General features: G+C 71.9%; 19 protein-coding genes and 1 pseudogene. 13 read left to right on the forward strand and 7 right to left on the reverse strand.

Features of this window, described 5'->3' with window-relative positions; all coding sequences use genetic code 11:
* Window positions 1-94: 94 nt before the first annotated feature.
* Together MCBG_RS12175 and MCBG_RS12180 are read right to left on the reverse strand one after the other, a co-directional pair.
* Complete coding sequence (locus tag MCBG_RS12175; RefSeq protein ID WP_043325688.1) at window positions 95-745, reverse strand: trimeric intracellular cation channel family protein; 651 nt, start codon at window positions 743-745, stop codon at window positions 95-97.
* A gap of 40 nt (window positions 746-785) precedes the next feature.
* Window positions 786-1,004: a DUF3039 domain-containing protein gene (locus MCBG_RS12180; protein WP_030502976.1), complete on the reverse strand. Its 219-nt coding sequence runs from the start codon at window positions 1,002-1,004 to the stop codon at window positions 786-788.
* An 88-nt stretch (window positions 1,005-1,092) separates the two neighbouring features.
* On the opposite strand from MCBG_RS12180, the gene MCBG_RS12185 reads away from it, so the two are divergent.
* Window positions 1,093-2,019: a pseudouridine-5'-phosphate glycosidase gene (locus MCBG_RS12185; protein ID WP_043325690.1), complete on the forward strand. Its 927-nt coding sequence runs from the start codon at window positions 1,093-1,095 to the stop codon at window positions 2,017-2,019.
* Window positions 2,016-2,908: pseudogene (locus tag MCBG_RS12190) on the forward strand (carbohydrate kinase family protein). Before MCBG_RS12185 ends, MCBG_RS12190 begins: the two are co-directional and overlap by 4 nt.
* Before the next feature lie 40 nt (window positions 2,909-2,948).
* On the opposite strand, the gene MCBG_RS12195 reads toward MCBG_RS12190, so the two are convergent.
* On the reverse strand, window positions 2,949-3,305 hold the full coding sequence (locus MCBG_RS12195; protein ID WP_013284780.1) for a DUF3099 domain-containing protein: 357 nt from the start codon (window positions 3,303-3,305) through the stop codon (window positions 2,949-2,951).
* 107 nt (window positions 3,306-3,412) lie between these two features.
* On the opposite strand from MCBG_RS12195, the gene MCBG_RS12200 reads away from it, so the two are divergent.
* On the forward strand, window positions 3,413-3,724 hold the full coding sequence (locus MCBG_RS12200) for a hypothetical protein (protein WP_043325691.1): 312 nt from the start codon (window positions 3,413-3,415) through the stop codon (window positions 3,722-3,724).
* Entirely contained in the window at window positions 3,714-4,025 is a 312-nt protein-coding gene (locus MCBG_RS12205) for a hypothetical protein (RefSeq protein ID WP_030502972.1), read from the forward strand. Before MCBG_RS12200 ends, MCBG_RS12205 begins: the two co-directional genes overlap by 11 nt.
* Before the next feature lie 4 nt (window positions 4,026-4,029).
* On the opposite strand, the gene MCBG_RS12210 is transcribed toward MCBG_RS12205, so the two are convergent.
* Window positions 4,030-5,262 carry a low temperature requirement protein A gene (locus MCBG_RS12210; protein ID WP_043325692.1) on the reverse strand — a complete coding sequence of 411 codons (1,233 nt, stop codon included), beginning with the start codon at window positions 5,260-5,262 and terminating at the stop codon, window positions 4,030-4,032.
* Between the two features lie 72 nt (window positions 5,263-5,334).
* Window positions 5,335-5,919, reverse strand: a complete 585-nt coding sequence (locus MCBG_RS12215) for an HhH-GPD-type base excision DNA repair protein (RefSeq protein WP_043325693.1) — start codon at window positions 5,917-5,919, stop codon at window positions 5,335-5,337.
* Between the two features lie 404 nt (window positions 5,920-6,323).
* On the opposite strand from MCBG_RS12215, the gene MCBG_RS12220 reads away from it, so the two are divergent.
* The 3 genes from MCBG_RS12220 to MCBG_RS12230 all read left to right on the forward strand — a co-directional run bounded on the left by MCBG_RS12220 (window position 6,324) and on the right by MCBG_RS12230 (window position 10,286).
* Window positions 6,324-7,370, forward strand: coding sequence for a DUF2716 domain-containing protein (locus MCBG_RS12220; RefSeq protein WP_198033298.1), 1,047 nt, complete (start codon window positions 6,324-6,326; stop codon window positions 7,368-7,370).
* A 131-nt stretch (window positions 7,371-7,501) separates the two neighbouring features.
* Window positions 7,502-9,085, forward strand: coding sequence for a DUF262 domain-containing protein (locus MCBG_RS12225; RefSeq protein ID WP_051611188.1), 1,584 nt, complete (start codon window positions 7,502-7,504; stop codon window positions 9,083-9,085).
* Between the two features lies 1 nt (window position 9,086).
* A complete protein-coding gene (locus tag MCBG_RS12230; protein WP_043325695.1) occupies window positions 9,087-10,286 on the forward strand; it encodes a type II toxin-antitoxin system HipA family toxin in 1,200 nt (399 codons plus the stop codon).
* A gap of 73 nt (window positions 10,287-10,359) precedes the next feature.
* Here MCBG_RS12230 and MCBG_RS12235 read toward each other — a convergent pair whose 3' ends face one another.
* The gene (locus MCBG_RS12235; protein WP_043325696.1) at window positions 10,360-11,580 is read right to left on the reverse strand and encodes a S8 family peptidase; all 1,221 of its coding nucleotides are present in this window, start codon (window positions 11,578-11,580) and stop codon (window positions 10,360-10,362) included.
* A 180-nt stretch (window positions 11,581-11,760) separates the two neighbouring features.
* Here MCBG_RS12235 and MCBG_RS12240 point away from each other — a divergent pair, with 180 nt between their 5' ends.
* Window positions 11,761-13,245 carry a DUF7782 domain-containing protein gene (locus MCBG_RS12240; protein WP_043325698.1) on the forward strand — a complete coding sequence of 495 codons (1,485 nt, stop codon included), beginning with the start codon at window positions 11,761-11,763 and terminating at the stop codon, window positions 13,243-13,245.
* The gene (gene dtd, locus MCBG_RS12245) at window positions 13,245-13,667 is read left to right on the forward strand and encodes a D-aminoacyl-tRNA deacylase (RefSeq protein WP_043325699.1); all 423 of its coding nucleotides are present in this window, start codon (window positions 13,245-13,247) and stop codon (window positions 13,665-13,667) included. The genes MCBG_RS12240 and dtd overlap by 1 nt, the downstream gene beginning before the upstream one ends.
* Here the strand turns inward: dtd and MCBG_RS12250 are convergent.
* The gene (locus tag MCBG_RS12250; protein ID WP_043330535.1) at window positions 13,664-14,452 is read right to left on the reverse strand and encodes a sporulation protein; all 789 of its coding nucleotides are present in this window, start codon (window positions 14,450-14,452) and stop codon (window positions 13,664-13,666) included. The genes dtd and MCBG_RS12250 overlap by 4 nt on opposite strands.
* 220 nt (window positions 14,453-14,672) lie before the next feature.
* Between MCBG_RS12250 and sigB the strand changes: the two genes are divergently transcribed.
* From sigB to MCBG_RS12270, 4 genes are all read left to right on the forward strand, one after another.
* On the forward strand, window positions 14,673-15,659 hold the full coding sequence (gene sigB / locus MCBG_RS12255; RefSeq protein ID WP_043325701.1) for an RNA polymerase sigma factor SigB: 987 nt from the start codon (window positions 14,673-14,675) through the stop codon (window positions 15,657-15,659).
* A 103-nt stretch (window positions 15,660-15,762) separates the two neighbouring features.
* The gene (locus tag MCBG_RS12260; protein WP_197494908.1) at window positions 15,763-16,104 is read left to right on the forward strand and encodes an ArsR/SmtB family transcription factor; all 342 of its coding nucleotides are present in this window, start codon (window positions 15,763-15,765) and stop codon (window positions 16,102-16,104) included.
* Entirely contained in the window at window positions 16,101-16,592 is a 492-nt protein-coding gene (locus MCBG_RS12265) for an SRPBCC family protein (RefSeq protein WP_051611190.1), read from the forward strand. The genes MCBG_RS12260 and MCBG_RS12265 overlap by 4 nt, the downstream gene beginning before the upstream one ends.
* Window positions 16,589-16,996: a VOC family protein gene (locus MCBG_RS12270; protein ID WP_043325703.1), complete on the forward strand. Its 408-nt coding sequence runs from the start codon at window positions 16,589-16,591 to the stop codon at window positions 16,994-16,996. The genes MCBG_RS12265 and MCBG_RS12270 overlap by 4 nt, the downstream gene beginning before the upstream one ends.
* The last annotated feature ends 218 nt before the right edge of the window (window positions 16,997-17,214 follow it).

Consider the following 17,214-nt stretch of genomic DNA (forward strand, 5'->3'; position numbering starts at 1 on the left):
GTGCCGCGAAGGCGGACTCAGCATAACCAGCGCGGGCCGTACGCCCCACTCGACGCCACGCCTGTCACATCCGCCCACCCCGGTGGGAAGCGGGTCAGGGCAGTGGTCCCCGGGTGCCGGTGCGCGGCGGCCGCAGCGTCGCCACCGGCGCGGACCAGCGCCGGCGCAGCGCGATCAGGCGCAGCCCGAACACGAGCAGGGCGGCGGCGGTGAGCGGCACGGCGGTCGCCTGTCCGGACGCCGACAGCAGCGCCACGGTGACCGCGCCGGCGAGCGCGGCGAGGGCGTAGATCTCCCGGCGCAGCACCACCGGGATCTCGCCGGTGAGCAGGTCGCGGCCCAGCCCGCCACCGATCGCGGTGAGCATGCCGATCATGCAGGCGCCGACCGGCGGCACGGCGGCGTCGAGGGCCTTGAGCGTGCCGATGACGGTGAACAGGCCGAGGCCGGCGGCGTCGAGCACCAGCACCGTGGTGCGCAGCCGGGCGAGCTGCGGGTGAAGCCAGAACACGGCGGCGGCGGTGACGGACGCGGTGGCGGCGTACCGCCAGTCGGCGAACGCCAGCGGGGGCACCTCGTCGATCGCCAGGTCACGGAAGATTCCTCCGCCGAGCGCGGCGACCACGCCGACGAAGACGACGCCGAACAGGTCGAGCCGTTTCGCCACCGCCGCGGAGGCGCCGGAGGCGGCGAAGACCGCCACGCCGGTGAGGTCGGCGACAAGCAGGGCGGTGGAGGTGGTCACCGCCGCAGGTTACGTCGAGGGGCGGCGGAGCCGCCCGCTGTCACTCGGCGTACGAGTCGTAGATCTCCTTGCACTTCGGGCACACCGGCGAGCCGGGCTTGGCCGCCTTGGTGACCGGGAACGTCTCGCCGCAGAGCGCGACCACGAAGGTGCCCATGACGGCACTCTCAGCGATCTTCTCCTTACGGACGTAGTGGAACATCTCCGGACCAGTGTCCGCGTCCTTCAGCTCGGGACGCTCGAGAACCTCTGTGCTCACGACTCCACCTCCGGCGTTCCAGTTTTCCAGGTCGGTCCGTCCTGGTCCACCTGGGCCCCGGGCGGGAGCGGGCCGTACGGTAGCCGACGTGACCAACTTTCACATCAGTCTCGGTAGTGAGGTGGCCGACGCCCTGCGCGACGGCCGCCCGGTCGTGGCGTTGGAGAGCACGATCGTCTCGCACGGGCTGCCCCGGCCGGACAACCTGCGCGTGGCGCGCGAGATCGAGCAGGCGGTACGGGACGCGGGCGCGGTGCCGGCCACCATCGGCATGGTCGCCGGCGAGTTGCGGGTGGGGCTGGACGACGCCCAGCTCACCCGCCTCGCCACCGTCGACGGCGTGAGCAAGCTCTCGGTCCGCGACCTGGCCCCGGCGGCGGCCACCGGCGCGGACGGCGCCACCACGGTCGCGGCCACCAGCGCGGTCGCGGCGGCGGCCGGGATCGGCGTGTTCGCCACCGGCGGGCTCGGCGGCGTGCACCGGGAGGCGGCGCAGACGTTCGACGAGTCGGCGGACCTGGTCACGCTGGCCCGGACCCCGATCGCGGTGGTCTGCGCCGGGGTGAAGTCGATCCTCGACGTGGGCGCCACGCTGGAGCGGCTGGAGACGCTCGGGGTGGGCGTGGTCGGCTACCGCACCCGCCGCTTCCCCGGCTTCTACCTCACCGACGCCGGCTTCGACCTGGACTGGTCGGTCGAGTCGCCGGAGCAGGTGGCGGACGTGCTGGCCGCCCGCGCGGCGCACGGCGTGCACCACGGCGGCCTGGTGGTGGCCAACCCGCTGCCCGCCGACGAGCAGCTCGACCCGGCGCTGCACGACCGGACGCTCGCCGAAGGGCTGGCCGCGCTGGCCCGCGAGGGGATCACCGGCAAGGCGGTCACCCCGTTCCTGCTGTCGCACTTCCACTCGGCGACCGAGGGCGCCAGCCTGGCGGTGAACGTCCGGATCATCCTGCGCAACGCCGACCTCGCGGCCCGGATCGCGGTCGCCGCGGCGACCCGTCGCGCCCCATGAGCGCCACGCCGCGCATCGTCGTCGTCGGCGACGTGATCACCGACGTGCTCGCGGTGCTGTCCGGGCCGCTCGCGACCGGCTCGGACACCGCGGCCGGGATCCGGTTCAGCGGCGGCGGGCAGGCGGCGAACACCGCGGCCTGGCTCGCCGGGCAGGGCGCGGCGGTGACGCTGGTCGCCGCCGTCGGCGACGACGAGACCGGCCGGAACGGGTGGCCGAGCTGAATCGGATCGGTGTGGACTGCGGGGGAGCGGCACGAGGGCTACCCGACCGGCACCGTCATCGTGGCGCCCACGACGGGGAGCGCACGATGATCAGTCAGCGGGGCGCGAACCTGCGGCTGACCGCCGCGCACGTGGACGCGGCGCTGGCCGCCGCGCCCGACGCCGGGCATCTGCACCTGTCCGCGTACACCCTGTTGGACGTCGGGTCGCGCGGCGCCGGCCTGCGCGCGCTGGCCACGGCCCGCGAGCGCGGGCTGACCGTCAGCGTCGACGCGGCGTCCGCGGCGCCGCTGCGGCGCGTCGGCGGGGCGTTCCTGACCTGGGTACGCGACGTCGACCTGCTGCTGGTCAACACGGACGAGGCGACGGTGCTGGCCGGCGGGCTGGACCCGGCGGCGCAGGCGCGGGCGCTGACCGCGGTGGCGCACCGGGTGGTGGTCAAGCGCGGCGCGGCGGGCGCGGTGTGGGTGGAGCGCGGCGGTGTGGTGGAGTTCGCGCCGGCACCCGGGGTGGACGTGGTGGACGTGACCGGAGCCGGGGACGCGTTCGCGGCCGGGCTGCTCACCGCGTGGCTGGCCGGGGCCGACCCGCGTGCCGCGCTGGCCCGCGCCGGTGACCTGGGCGCGCTCGCCGTGACGACGGTGGGCGCCCGCCCGGCGCCCTGACGGCGGTGGCCGGTCCGGGCGGGTGCTCCGCCCGGGCCGGTCAGGGCTCGGCGTCGATGATCTTGTGCGGGTTCTCCTCGGCGGTGAGGGCGGTGGGTGCGGGCTCCTCGCGGCGCCGGTTCTGGAACCGGTTCGCCAGCCGGTGCTCCTCCTTGGGCGGACGGTCGTTGGCGAGCAGCACGGCGAGCCAGGGCACGAGCACCATGCCGAGCGCGCAGAGCGGCAGCCAGAGCCAGAGCAGCGGTGCCTTCGCGCCGACCAGGATCGCGCCCGCCACCAGACACGCGACCCGGATGGCCATCATCAGCACGTAACGCTTCTGCCGGCTGTTGAGCTGGTCGTCCTGGCTGCGCGGGGCGTCGGTGATCAGGATCGGCTGGTACGCCTGACGCTTCACCACGGACCTCCTACGAGGGGATACGGCCCATCCTGTCACTCCGGACGGATGATCGGCGAAATTCGTGACGAGCGGTCGCGTGTTACGTGGGTGGTACGCTTCGATCCGTGGCCAACCGGTTCAGCTTCACCGACGAGGCGCTGGCGAACCTGCGGGTCTACGACGTCACACCCGGGGAAGTCTGGGAGGCCCTGCACAGCAGGCACCGGGTCATCCGGCACCTCGGTGACGACGTGATGGTGGTCTACGCCACCGAGCACCGCGGCCGGCGACTCGCCGTGCTGCTGGCCGAGGCCGACGGCACCGACAACGACTGGGACATCCTCTCCGCCCGCGAACTGAGCGACGTCGAGGCCAAGCGCTACGACGAGGCGGTGCGGAACTCACGCCGACGAGGAGGCGGTCACGATGCACCGTGACGAGGCGACCAAGCGGTTCCACGCCGGGGGCGACACGTTCGCCGACCTGATCGACGACACGTCACCGGCCCAACTGCCCACCCCCGACACCGACGTGCCGATGGTCAGCCGGTCGGTCCGGCTGCCGCTGGAGACGTACGAGCGGGTCCGCGCCGCCGCCGACGCGCGCGGCATCGGCGTGACCACGCTGATGCGGCAGTGGATCGAGGCCGGCCTGGCCGACCTGGACGACTCGGCCACCGTCTCGCTGGCCGACGTACGCCGCGCGCTGGCCTCGCTGTCCCGCCCGACCGCCGCCTGACAACTCACGCCTCGGGGCCACCCTCGCCGAGCGCCTCCCGCCCGATCGGCGAGGCGGAGGACTCCGGCGGCCGGTGCCAGGCCCGGCGGGCGTCGGCGAACGCGACGAGCGCCAGCAGGACGGCCACCGCGCCGAGCGCGAACATCGCCGGCACGGCCACCAGCGCGGGCAGGAGCAGCACCAGGGCCAGCAGCCCGGCCAGCCGGGGGCGGGACACCCGGCCGAAGATCTCGTACTCGAACCGGGAGCGGGCGGCCAGGAACAGCGCCGGACCGCCCACCACGAAAACCAGCCAGTCGGGCCGGGCCGTGTCGTACGGGTGGGCGATGACCAACTCGTAGCCGACCGCCGCGCCGATCACCCCGAGCACCATGAACAGGTGGGTCTGCGCCGCCGACTCGGCCAGCCGTCCCGGCGTGCCGGCCGTCCGCAGCGCCTGCGCGAGCAGGTGACCGGCCCGGTAGAAGTAGATCCGCCAGAGCAACGCCGTGATCACGAACGAGATCGCGAACGCCACCGCGGCGTCGCCGGAGAACTCCTTCCCGCTGTAGGTCACGCCGATCACCAGGATCGACTCGCCGAGCGCGATGAGGAAGATCTGCTGGTAGCGCTCGGCGAGGTGCTCCCCGGCGACGAGCCACTGCCGGACCCGCGAGGCCCCGAGCCGGGGCAGCGGCCAGCCCAGGAGCGTGCCGAGATGGTCCACCGCCAGCGCGACGACCCACAGCGCCAGGCGCGGACCGGGCATCAGCGCGCCGGCGAGCCAGAGCGGGGCGCTGAATCCCGCCCAGGCGGCCAGCCGCAACGGGACCATGCGGCGCGGATGCCCCCGCAGCGCCACCGCGATCAGCAGCGGCCGGCCGACCATCACAGCGACGTACGCGAGCGCGAACGGCAGCGCCCGTTCCTCCAGCGCCCGGGGCAGCGTCACCCCCAGCACCAGGCTGCCGAACATGGTGCCGACCACCACGACCTGGATGACCGTGCGCTCCGGCTCGTACCGGCTGGTCACCCAGGTGGTGAGGGTCCAGACCTGCCAGAGCACCAGGAACAGCAGCAGGGTCCTGCCCACGTCGGCGGCCACCGCACCGGCCGAGCCGTCGAGCCCGTCGATCAGGCGCTGCGAGACCCGGGTCAGCGCGAACACGAAGACCAGGTCGAAGAAGAGCTCCAGGAAGGTGGCCCGGCCGGGGCTGGACGCGGTACGCAGCAGCGCCCCGCCCCGCTGCTCGGTCATCGTCCGCCCCCGTCCCCCGTCCTGGCAACAAACGACAGGGGCGGCGGGCCGGTTGCGGCGGCGGGCGGCGGATCAGCCCTTCGCGGCCTTCGCCTCCGCCTTCATCCGCTGCTTGAACTCGCGTACCCGGCGCAGCGACTCCGGATCGGTCACGTCCGCCACCGACCGGTGGGCGTCCGCGTCGCCGTAGTCACCCGCCGCCTCGCGCCAGCCGTCCGGGGTGACTCCGAACCGCTTCCCGAGCAGCGCGACGAAGATCTGCGCCTTCTGCCGGCCGAACCCGGGCAGCTCGCCGACCCGGCGCAGCAGCTCCCGCCCGTCGGCCACATCCGACCAGAGCCGGGCCGGGTCGCCGTCGTAGCGCTCGACGAGCATCCGGCACACCTCCTGCACGCGGGCCGCCATCGCCTTCGGGAAGCGGTGCAGCGCCGGCGGCCGGGCGAAGAGCTCCACCAGCGCCTCCGGGTCGTACCCGGCCAGTTCCGCGGCGTCCGGCTCGTGGCCGAGCCGCTGCGCCAGCACGTACGGGGAGGAGAACGCCTTCTCCATCGGCACCTGCTGGTCCAGCACCATGCCGAGGAGCAGGGCCAGCGGGCTGCGCGCCAGAAGTTCGTTGGCCTGCGGGTCGATGGGCAGTGACAGCGTCATGGCGAACATGCTGTCACCCCGCATCGGCCGACGACGGGGACACGCGTACGGCACACAGGAGGAATACTTACGGATCCAGTACGGGAACGGGGGAACAGCCGGTGCCGTCCGTGGCCGATGAGTTGCTCGCCGCCTACGACACTCAGTTGCGGGCCTGGACACCGCCGGCCCTCGGCCCACTCGGAGTCGTCTTCGAGCAGGACGGACCCGTCGTACGGGCGCATTTCGGCACCCACGGCACGGTGGACCACCGTGACCTGCCCGGGGCCGGGCTGGGTGCCCTGATCCGGCGGCAGCAAGAAGCCTTCGCCGCAAGCGGCGAGCCGGTCGAGTGGAAGGTCCACGCGTACGATCCACCGCAGCTCGCCGAGCACCTCGTCGCCGCCCGATTCACCCCCGGCTGGGAACGTCACGTGCTGGTGGCTCCGATCGACTCCCTGCCCTCCGCACCGTTTCCGCTTCCCGTCGGACAGCGCGTCCGGGAGGTCACGTTCGGGGAGCACCCACTGCTGGCGCGGGTACAGGCGATGGCTGCGGCCTCCGGCCCGCACCGGACGACGCTGGCGCAGTCGGAGGCGGACGGCGACGCCATCGGCTGGTGCCGAAACCTGGCGGTGCGAGAACTCGACGGATGGGCTCTGGCAGCCGGCTGGGCCATCCTCGTCGACGGCACCGAGTTCGTCTCCATCGGCGGCATGACCTTGCCTGAGCCCGCATTCCTGCCCGGTTGGCGGGCCTGGATCGACCTGCGTACCCGGCACCCGGGGGATTCTCGTCCGCCGGATGGCTGCCGATGGCGATACGTTGTCGCGGAGGCCACCGGTGATCTCCGGGCGATGCTTCTCGGCGTGGGCTTCCATGATGTGACGACGGTCCGTTCCTACCACTGGTCTCCCCCGAACCCGCCGGCGCGGGAGCGTCCGGTGGTGCTGGTCTTCGACGATCCGCAGGGGGATGAGATCTGGGGGCGCTTCGCCTCTCAGTGGGAGTTCTCGGCCGCGACGCAGGCTCATCCTCGGCTGGTGGAGCCGCCGGAGTCGGTGGCCTGGCACCTCGCCGCGATCGAGGAGGACGAGGCAGGCATCGCGGCACTGGAGTCGATCGTCCAGTGCGGCCTGCGGGCCACCGTTCGCCCCGGCGAGCGCGTGTATGCCCTTCATCCGTTCGTCCAGGGATACCACTTCGACCCGCGACGGACCGGCGGGCCGGGGCAACCGCCTACGCCGCGCTGCGCCTTCCCGGACCGCGGCGACCACCGCCTTTTCACCACAGCCGACCTGCGGCTGGGCACGTTCGGCGACCCGTGGGGCCAATCGCTCTGCGTCTTCGGCGGTGATCTGCTCGCCGAGGTCGAGGCCGACCTCACCGCCCTGCTCGGAACCGTTCTCCGCCGTGAGGGCCGTCCCGTGGGCAACATCTGGAGTTTCGGCCCGGACGGGCACAGCGTCAGCGGCCCGTGAACGTCTCCCTGGGTTGCCGCTCTGGTCGGCGGTCGTGGGTGCCGACTCTCCGACAGGAGACATCGAGTGCCTGAACAAGCCGCGAGGAGCAAAGCGGTTACCCTCGGTGCGTCGTCCCAACGGAGGTTGCCGTGCCGAGTCTGGAGAGGCCCCGCGTCGAGTACCGCACGCCCGAAGATCTGGTCCGGGACGTCACGGCAGGGCTGGTGCGGATTCCCCCCTTTCAGCGCTCCTTCAAGTGGGAGGGATCGGACATCGTCCGGCTCTTCGACAGTCTGTTGCGCGGATTTCCAATCGGGAATCTGCTTCTCTGGCAACGCCCCGCACCGGCCCAGCGGCTCCAGGTGGGGCCGCTCGACATCGAGGCTCCCGAGGTAACCGCCGCCCTCTGGGTGGTGGACGGGCAGCAGCGCATCGTGTCCATCGTCGGCGCGCTGACCATGGCTGACCAAGCTGTCGATCCACGATTTCGCATCTACCTCGATCTCGACACCGGCGAATTTCACACCGCCGGCACCCGTCAACGGCCCCCACGTACCTGGGTGCCCGTCAGCTTCCTGCTCGACACCGCGGTCCTGCTCCGCTGGATGCGCGACAACTCGTGGCTGTCAGAGAGTCAGCTAGCGCTGGCCGACCAAGCCGCCAAAGCGATCCGCGAGTACCAGATCCCGACCTACGTGGTGCACTCCGCCGATGAGCACGCGCTGCTCGAGATCTTCACGCGGATGAACTCGACCGGCAAACGCCTGACCAAGTCCGAGGTCTTCCAGGCTCTGCATGCCGGCGCCGTCGGCGACGAGTTGAGCAGCCTGCACGAACTGGGTCAGGTTCCCGCCGTCCTGGGATTCGGCGCGCTTGACGATCGGTTGACCCTCCGCTGCGTCCTGGCGTACCGAGGTGGAGACATCTTCCGGGAGGACTTCCGCCAGGAGTTCGGGCCGCGGGACGACCCGGGCGAGACGCTGCGCGAGGTCGCCGCACGACTGCGTGAGGCCGTCGAATTCCTCCGCGGTACCTGCGGCATCCCACACATCAGGCTGCTGCCCTACTCCCACGTGCTGCCGATCCTGGTCCGTTTCATCCGCTTGCACGGCGTACCGGCCGGCCGGCCGGCGACTCTGCTTCGACGCTGGGTCTGGCGGAGCGCGGTCGCTGGAACGCGGGCCCGCGCAGTGAGCGTCGCGGACATCCGCAGCCAGGTCGAGGCGGTCGGCACCTCCACCGCGCAAGCTGCGGCAACGAACCTGCTGCGGCAGGTGCAGCAGTTCCCGGATTTCGTCGCGGAACTGGACAAGGTCCACTTCAATCACGCGATGGCGAAGCTCAACACGCTCGGGTTGCTCTCTGCCGAACCTCGCGACCCGTTCCGGGGCGAGATTCTGGACGTCAGCCGCCTGCTCGACCAAGGGAGCCCGTTGAGACCACTCCTGGCCGTCAGTGGACACGCTGGCGGAACGATCGCCAACCGGTTCATCCTGCCGCCCGGGGAACGCCCGTCACCGCAGCTCCTCGCGTCGGCTGAACCGGCCGTCGCCGCCAGCCACCTGATCGACGAGCAAGCGCAGGAACGATTGGCGCGCGAAGACTGGCCAGCCTTCCTCGAGCTACGCGGCAGGTCGTGCGAGCGGACCATCACCGAGCACGTCAACCGCATGGCCGAGTGGGGCGCGCGGGACGGCCGCGCGATGGCTGACATTCTCCGACCGGTCGCCTGACATGGCAGTCGTCACTGCCGAAGTACGGCTGCACGGTAGACAGGTAGGCGAGCTGAGGTTCCGGCAGGGCGGCTCGGAGTTCAGCTACGACGACGATCTCGCCTCGCCCCGGCACCAAGTGCTGGGGCAGGTCTTCGAGGACGATCCGCGGGCGATCCGGCGGGCGAGGGTGGGCCTGCCCGCCTGGTTCGCCAACCTCCTGCCGGAGGGTGCCCTCCGCCGCCAGATCGTCCGGGAACTGGGCGGGGGGAACATCGGCGACTTCACGCTGCTGCTACGTGTGGGCGGCAACCTGCCGGGGGCGGTGACGGTTCACGCCGATGTCGAGCCGGCGGATGACGTGATCTCCAACGCGCTGGATGAAGCGAACCATCCTCTGCGGCATTCCCTGGCAGGCGTGCAGCTCAAGTATTCGATCTCCGCAGACCGCCTGGCTGTTCCCGTGAGCGGGCAGGGTTCCTGGTGGATCGTGAAGCTGCCCGACCAGGGCCTGCGAAATCTTCCCGTCAACGAGTACCTCACGATGAGTTGGCTTCGCGCGGCTGACTTCCCGGTGCCGCCGGTGGACCTGATCCGGGCGGATGCCGTGAAGGGTCTCCCCGACGGAATGATCGATCCCGGTGACCTCGTCTACCTCATCCGGCGGTTCGACCGGTCGACCACCGGGCGTATCCACGTGGAGGACTTCGCCCAGGTTGCGGACATCGGGCCGATGTTCAAGTACAGCGAGTCGGGCGCGAGCTACGACACGTTGGCCGCAGCGATCCTCCAACTCACCGGAGAGGACGGCTACCTCGACTTCATCAGCCGCTTGGTCGCGATGCTGGTGGTCGGAAACACCGACGGGCACCTGAAGAACTGGGCCCTGATCTATCCGGACGGCCGCACGCCACGCCTGGCTCCGGTCTACGACTTCCACTCACTGTCGGTCTATTCCCGTTACCGCTGGTCGCCGTTGGCGCTCAGCCTCGGCGCCGAGACCGTCCCGGCGCTCATCGACCAGGAGCACTTCCACCGACTGGCGGACGGTGCAGGCGGTGATCCGGGCCGCACACTGGAGACGGTCGCCCGGACGGTGGACCGCCTCCGCGAGGCGTGGCACAGCGGCCTGATGAACGAGACTCATGCCCGTTTTCCGGCCCTGGCCGACCACTACTCCCAGCGGCTGACGAGCCTGCCGATCTGTCAGTCCGCTCACTGACGTGACGCGGCCCGGCGGACCCCTGGAGGTCCACCGGGCCGCGGCCCACGGTGTGGTCAGGTCACCCGTGTCATCAGTTGACGACGAAAAGCAGCCGGTTCGGCGAGCCCGAGCCCGGGCTGGTCACCTTGCCGGTGGTGGCGTTGCTGGTCAGGTAGCTGGCCACCTGAGCCGGGGTGTAGGAGGTGTTGGCGGACAGCACGAGCGCCGCCGCGCCGGCCACGTGCGGGGACGCCATCGAGGTGCCGCTGATCGAGTTGGTGGCGGTGTCGCTGGTCCGCCACGCCGAGGTGATCGACGAACCCGGGGCGAAGATGTCCACGCAGGAGCCGTAGTTGGAGTAGGAGGCACGGGCGTCGGTGCTGGTGGTGGCGCCCACCGTGATCGCCGCGGCGACCCGGGCCGGCGACGAGTTGCAGGCGTTGGCGCTGGAGTTGCCGGCCGCGAGCGCGTACGTGATGCCGGAGTTGATCGAGTTGGCCACCGCGTTGTCCAGCGTGGTGCTGGCGCCGCCGCCGAGGCTCATGTTGGCCACGGCCGGCTTCACCGCGTTCGAGGTGACCCAGTTGACGCCGCTGATCACGCCGGCGGTGGTGCCGCTGCCGGAGCAGTTGAGCACCTTGACGGCCACCAGGCGCACGCCCTTGGCCACGCCGTACTTGGTGCCGCCGACGGTGCCGGCGACGTGGGTGCCGTGGCCGTTGCAGTCGGTGTTGTTGGTGTCGACCGTGTTGGTGCCCCAGGTGGCCCGGCCGCCGAAGTCGCTGTGCGTGGTGCGGATGCCCGTGTCGATGATGTAGGCGCGCACGTTGCTGGCGGTGTTCGGGTAGGTGAAGGTGCTGTTCAGCGGCAGGTTGCGCTGGTCGATCCGGTCCAGGCCCCAGGTGGCCCCGGTCTGGGTGCCCTGGGTGGTCATGACGCGGTCCTGCTCGACGTACGCGACCGCCGGGTCGGCGGCGAGCCGGCGCGCCTGGGCGGCGGTCATCTTCGCGCTGTAGCCGGTGAGAGCGGAGCTCCACACCGTGCCGACGTTGCCGCCGTAGCGCTTGGCCAGGCCGGCGGCCCGGTCCGGAACGGCGGTACGGGCGGCGAGGGTGTTCGCGGTGCCGACCGCGTCGCCCTTGAGCACGACCACGTAGCTGCCGCTGACGGCGTCGGCGGCACCGGCGTACCGGATCTCCCCGGTGGGCGCGGCGAGAGCGGGCGTGGAGGCGGCGGCGGCGAAGGCCGCGGCGGCGGCCGTGACGGCGAGCGCACGCAGCGCGCGGCGCCGGGGAAGGGACACGTCGGGCATCGTCTGGCTCCCTACCGGGGCAGCCCGGTTTGTGGCCGGATCACCCCATCGACGGATGTTGGCAGGAATGCTAACCAGAGATCGACAAACATGAAAGAGATAGTTGCCGATAGATACGGTCCACGTTATGGATCGGCGGGTGCGCGCCACGCCGGACGGCGCCCGAGGCAGGATGAGCACGTGGACCGTCACGACATGCTGCTCTCCCCCGCCGGGGTCGACGCGCTGCGCACCGCGCTGACACTCGCCCGCTTCACCGCCAACGGGATCGCCGACCGCCTGGGCCCGCAGGGCACCGGCGGCGTGGCCCGCAACGACTACCGGGCCGCGCTGCGCGCCACCGAGGACCGGGACCGGCTGGCCACGCTGATCCGCGTCTTCATCTGCGACCAGACCGAGCCGGAGGCGGCGGTCGCCGACGCGCTGGCCCCGCTGGCGCTGGACGAGGCGCTGGCCGGGGGCATCGTCGAGCGGCACGGCGACGGCCTTCGCGCCGGAGTCGACCTGGAGCCGTACGGCGACGACTGGTGGGTGCTCGCCGACGTGCCCGCCAGCGCCCGGCCCGGCCGTCCGCTGCACGCCGAGCACGTGCTGGGCATCGGCGGCGCGACCCAGACGCTGATCTCGGCGGCCGTACGCCCGGTCGTGGACACCGCACTCGACCTCGGCACCGGCTCCGGCGTACAGGCGCTGCACCTGGGCACCCACGCCCGCCGGGTCACCGCCACCGACGTCTCCGAGCGGGCGCTGCGCTTCGCCGCCACCACCGCCGCCCTCAACGGACAGGACTGGGAACTGCTGCGCGGCGACATGGTCGCCCCGGTGGCCGGACGCCGCTTCGACCTGGTGGTCAGCAACCCGCCGTTCGTGGTCGGGCCGGGCACCACCACGCACGTCTACCGGGACTCCGGGCGGGTCGGCGACGCGATCGGCGCGGAACTGGCCGCCGCCGCGCCGGACCTGCTCACCGAGGGCGGCACCATGCAGTACCTGGCGAACTGGGTGCACGTCACCGGTGAGGACTGGGCCGAGCGGGTCACCGGCTGGTTCGCCGGCACCGGCCTGGACGCCTGGGTCATCCAGCGCGAGGTGGCCGACCCGATGGCGTACGTGAACCTCTGGCTGACCGACGTCGGCGAGAGCGCCGACCCGCAGCGGATGGCGGCCTGGCTGGACTGGTTCGACGCGCACAAGGTGGAGGCGATCGGTTTCGGCATCGTCTCGCTACGCCGCTCCGGCCACGCCCAGCCGGTCGTCCGGGTGGAGGACCTGCGCCAGCGGGTCGAGCCGCCGCTGGGCGACCGGATCGGCGAGTGGTTCACCAGGCAGGACTGGCTGCGCGCCCGGGACACCGAGGGCCTGCTCGCCGCCCGCTACCGCGCCGCCGAAGGGCTCCAGCTCCGGCAGGAGGCCACCATGGGCGACGACGGCTGGGCGGTGGACCGGCAGGTCCTGGCCATGCCGCGCGGGCTGCGCTGGTCGGAGGAGATCGACCCGCTGGTGCTCGCCCTGGTCGGCGGCGCGGACGGCCGGCTGCCGCTGCGCGACCAGCTCTCGCTGCTGGCCGCCGCGCACGACGTGGCGCCGGACGAGCTGGCCGAGGCGGCCGGGCCGATCGTGGCGCACCTGGTCGAGCGCGGCATCATCGAGCCGGTGACCGACTGATGCGGGCGGTGGTGCAGACGGTCGGCCGGGCCCGGGTGACAGTCGACGACGAGGTGACCGGTGAGATCACCGACGGGCTGCTGGTGCTGCTCGGCGTCACCCACACCGACACCCCGCAGGTGGCCGCCACGATGGCCCGCAAGCTGCACGAGCTGCGCGTCCTCGACGACGAACGCAGCGCCGCCGACGTCGGCGCGCCGCTGCTGGTGGTCAGCCAGTTCACGCTCTACGGCGACGCGCGCAAGGGCCGGCGGCCGAGCTGGACCGCCGCCGCTCCCGCCGAGGTGGCCGAACCCCTGGTGGACGCGGTGGTCGAACAGTTGCGCGCCCGGGGCGCGAAGGTGGAGACCGGCCGCTTCCGCGCCCACATGCTCGTGGAGAGCGTCAACGTCGGTCCCCGGACCCTCGTGCTCGACCTCTAGAAGAACAGCCCACGGCGGGACAGCGACTGCCGCAGCCAGCCGTCGAGCTGGGCGGCCCAGTCGGTCTGCTCCGCCGTGGCGTGGTCCACCGTGAACCGGCCGAAGGCGTCGCGGCCCTCGGTGAACAGACCGCCCCGCTTGTCCAGCTCCAGCACCACGTGCACCTGCTGCGGATCGGTGACGAAGGTGACCTCGAGCTGGTTCATCGCGCCCGCGTACTGCGGCGCCGGGTAGAACTCGATCTCCTGGTAGAAGGGCAACTGCTGGCGTACGCCGTAGATGTGCCCACGCTCGACGTCGGCGCGCGCGAAGCGGAAGCCCAGCCGCAGCAGCGCCTCCAGCAGCCGCTCGTGGGCGGGCAGCGGGTGCACCGACACGGCGTCCATGTCGCCCTTGTCCACCGCCCGGGCCACCTCCAGCTCGGTACGCAGACCCATCGTCATGCCGTGCAGGTGCTGGCCGTACAGGTCGGTTAGCGGGGTCTCCCAGGGCACCTGGTAGCGGAACGGCACGTCGTAGCGCTGCCCCGGCTCCAGCCGGAACGCGCCGGTCATCTGGGCGCGGCCGAACTCCTGGTTGACGTCGTACTCCGAATCGGAACTCTCCACCTCGACCCGGGTGACCAGACCGAGCGCGACGTAGCTCACGTCCACCGGGTGGTCGCCGCCGACCACCTGGATCCGGCCCTCCAGAACCCCGCCCGGGCGACAGTTCGGGTTGGCCAGGACCGTCTCCACCGAAGGTCCGCCCACACCCATCGCCTGCATGAGCCGCTTGAAGACCACCACGTTCTCCGATCATCAGTGCCGGGCCGGCCCCGACGGCCGGTCGGTGGCACGGTAACCGCGCCGGACAAGGGAATGCCGGATTCCCACGTGGATTCCTGTCGGGTCCCCGATCGCCTCACTCCCGTCTCACGCCCCGACCGCCAAGCTGTTTGTCATCGGCCACCACCGCGTGGGCGGCACGGGACCGGTAGGCACGTCGGACACGGGGAGAACAGAGATGACCCAGCAGATGATCGAGCACCAGGACATGGACGTCACCCTCACGGACCTCGACGCCACCGACGAGCGCGGCGTCTCCACCGACCTGGTCCGGGCGTACCTGAACGGCATCGGCCGCACCAAGCTGCTCACCGCGGCGCAGGAGGTCGAGCTGAGCAAGCGGATCGAGGCCGGCCTCTTCGCCGAGGAGAAGCTGGCCACCTGCACCCCCGTCTCCGCCGAGCTGCGCGCGGACCTGGCGCTGATCGCGGCCGAGGGCCGCGCCGCCAAGGACCACCTGCTGGAGGCGAACCTGCGGCTGGTGGTGAGCATCGCCAAGCGCTACACCGGTCGCGGCATGGCCTTCCTCGACCTCATCCAGGAAGGCAACCTCGGCCTCATCCGCGCCGTCGAGAAGTTCGACTACACCAAGGGCTACAAGTTCTCCACCTACGCCACCTGGTGGATCCGCCAGGCCATCACCCGCGCCATGGCCGACCAGGCCCGCACCATCCGCATCCCCGTGCACATGGTCGAGCAGGTCAACCGGATGGTCCGGGTACGCCGTGAGCTGTCCGTGTCGCTGGGTCGCGAGCCCACCGTGAGCGAGGTGGCCGTGGCGCTGGAGATCCCCGAGTTCCAGGTGATCGAGCTGATCTCCTACGACCGGGAGCCGGTCAGCCTGGACCAGGCCGTCGGCGAGGACGGCGAGAGCGCGCTCGGCGACTTCGTCGCCGCCGTCGACCCGCGTACCGAGCCCGGTGACGCCGCCACCAACGGCGAGCTGCGCAACGAGGTCCGGATCGTGCTGGCCACGCTGTCCCAGCGGGAGCAGGCGGTGATCCGGCTGCGCTTCGGCCTGGACGACGGCCGGCAGCGCACGCTGGACGAGGTGGGCCGCGAGTTCGGGCTGTCCCGGGAGCGGATCCGGCAGATCGAGAAGGTGACGCTGCTGAAGCTGCGCGACCCGGAGCGGGCGAACCGGCTGGAGGCGTACGCCTGCTGATCCACCCCTGCCCCGACAGGCCCCGGCGGTTCGCCGGGGCCTGTCGCGCTTGACCCGGGCGCTCCCACCGTATAAAACCGAATGGTTAAACAACCAGGAGGTTATGAACGTGCCCCCGGATCTGCTCGACGCCACCTTCGCCGCGCTCGCCGACCCCACCCGACGGGCCATCCTCGCCCGGCTGGCCGCCGGGGAGGCCACAGTCACCGAACTGGCCGAGCCGTTCGCGATGAGCCAGCCGGCCGTCTCCAAGCACCTCAAGGTGCTCGAACGCGCCGGCCTGGTCACCCGCGGCCGGGACGCGCAGCGCCGCCCCTGCCGGCTCGACGCCCGGCCGCTGCGGGAGGCCGTGGCGTGGCTGGCGAACTACCGGGACTACTGGGCCGAGAGCTACGCGCGCCTGGACGAGGTGCTCGCCGAACTGACCGCCGAGGAGCAGCGGTGACCGACCTGACCGTGACCCTGCACGGCGACCGGGAGATCCGGCTCAGCCGCGACTTCGCCGCTCCCCGGCATCTGGTGTTCGCCGCCTTCACCCGCCCCGAACTGCTGATGCGCTGGTGGGGCGCACGTGGCTGGCATCTCGTCGAGTGCGAGGTGGACCTGCGGGTGGGCGGACGCTGGCGGTTCGTCTCCCGCGGGCCGGACGGCGACCTGATGGCCCAGGGCGGCACGTACCGGGAGATCGACCCGCCGGCGCGGCTGGTCTGCACCGAACTCTTCGACGACCAGTCCTACCCGGGCGAGACGCTGGTGCGGCACGACTTCACCGGCTCGGCGGACCGGACGACAGTCGTCACCCACCTGCGCTACGCCACCCCGCAGGGCCGCGACACCGTCCTGCGCTACCCGATGATCCGCGGCCTGAGCGAGGCGTTCGACCGGCTCACCGCCGTGCTGCACACCGACTCGACAACAGGAGCGACAACATGAACTGGACGCTGGAAGTGGTGGTCGTACCGGTCTCCGACCTGGACCGGGCCAAGGAGTTCTACGCGCAACGGCTCGGCTTCGCCGTCGACCACGACACCGATCTCGGCGGGATGGGGCGGATCGTGCAACTCACTCCCCCGGGCTCCGGCTGCTCGATCGTCCTCGGCCGGGGCGTCGTACCGGAGATGCCGCCGGGCTCACTCAAGGGCCTGCAACTCGTCGTGGCCGACCTGGAACGGGCGCGCGCCGAACTGGTCGAGCGGGGCGTCGAGGTGAGCGAGATCCAGGTGATGGGCCAGAACCCGCACCCGGTGCCGCACCCGCTGGACAACGTCGGCTTCGTCTTCTTCCGTGACCCCGACGGCAACGGGTGGTCGGTGCAGCAGATCTCCGCCCGCGGCTGAGCGCTGCGGCGCCCGCGGTCGGGCGCGGCGGCGCGCGGCCGTCGCGCGGGCGGGCGCTGCGGGTCGCGCGGGCGGGCGCTGCGGGTCGCGCGGGCGGGCGCTGCGGGTCGCGCGGGCGGGCGCTGCGGGTCGCGCGGGCGGGCGCTGCGGGTCGCGCGGGCGGGCGCTGTTAAGAAGGGGCCCTTCCTCTACCGGAGGCGTTAATAAGGGGCCCTTCC

It is taken from the genome of Micromonospora sp. M42 (assembly GCF_000568915.1).
GTDB lineage: Bacteria > Actinomycetota > Actinomycetes > Mycobacteriales > Micromonosporaceae > Micromonospora > Micromonospora chalcea.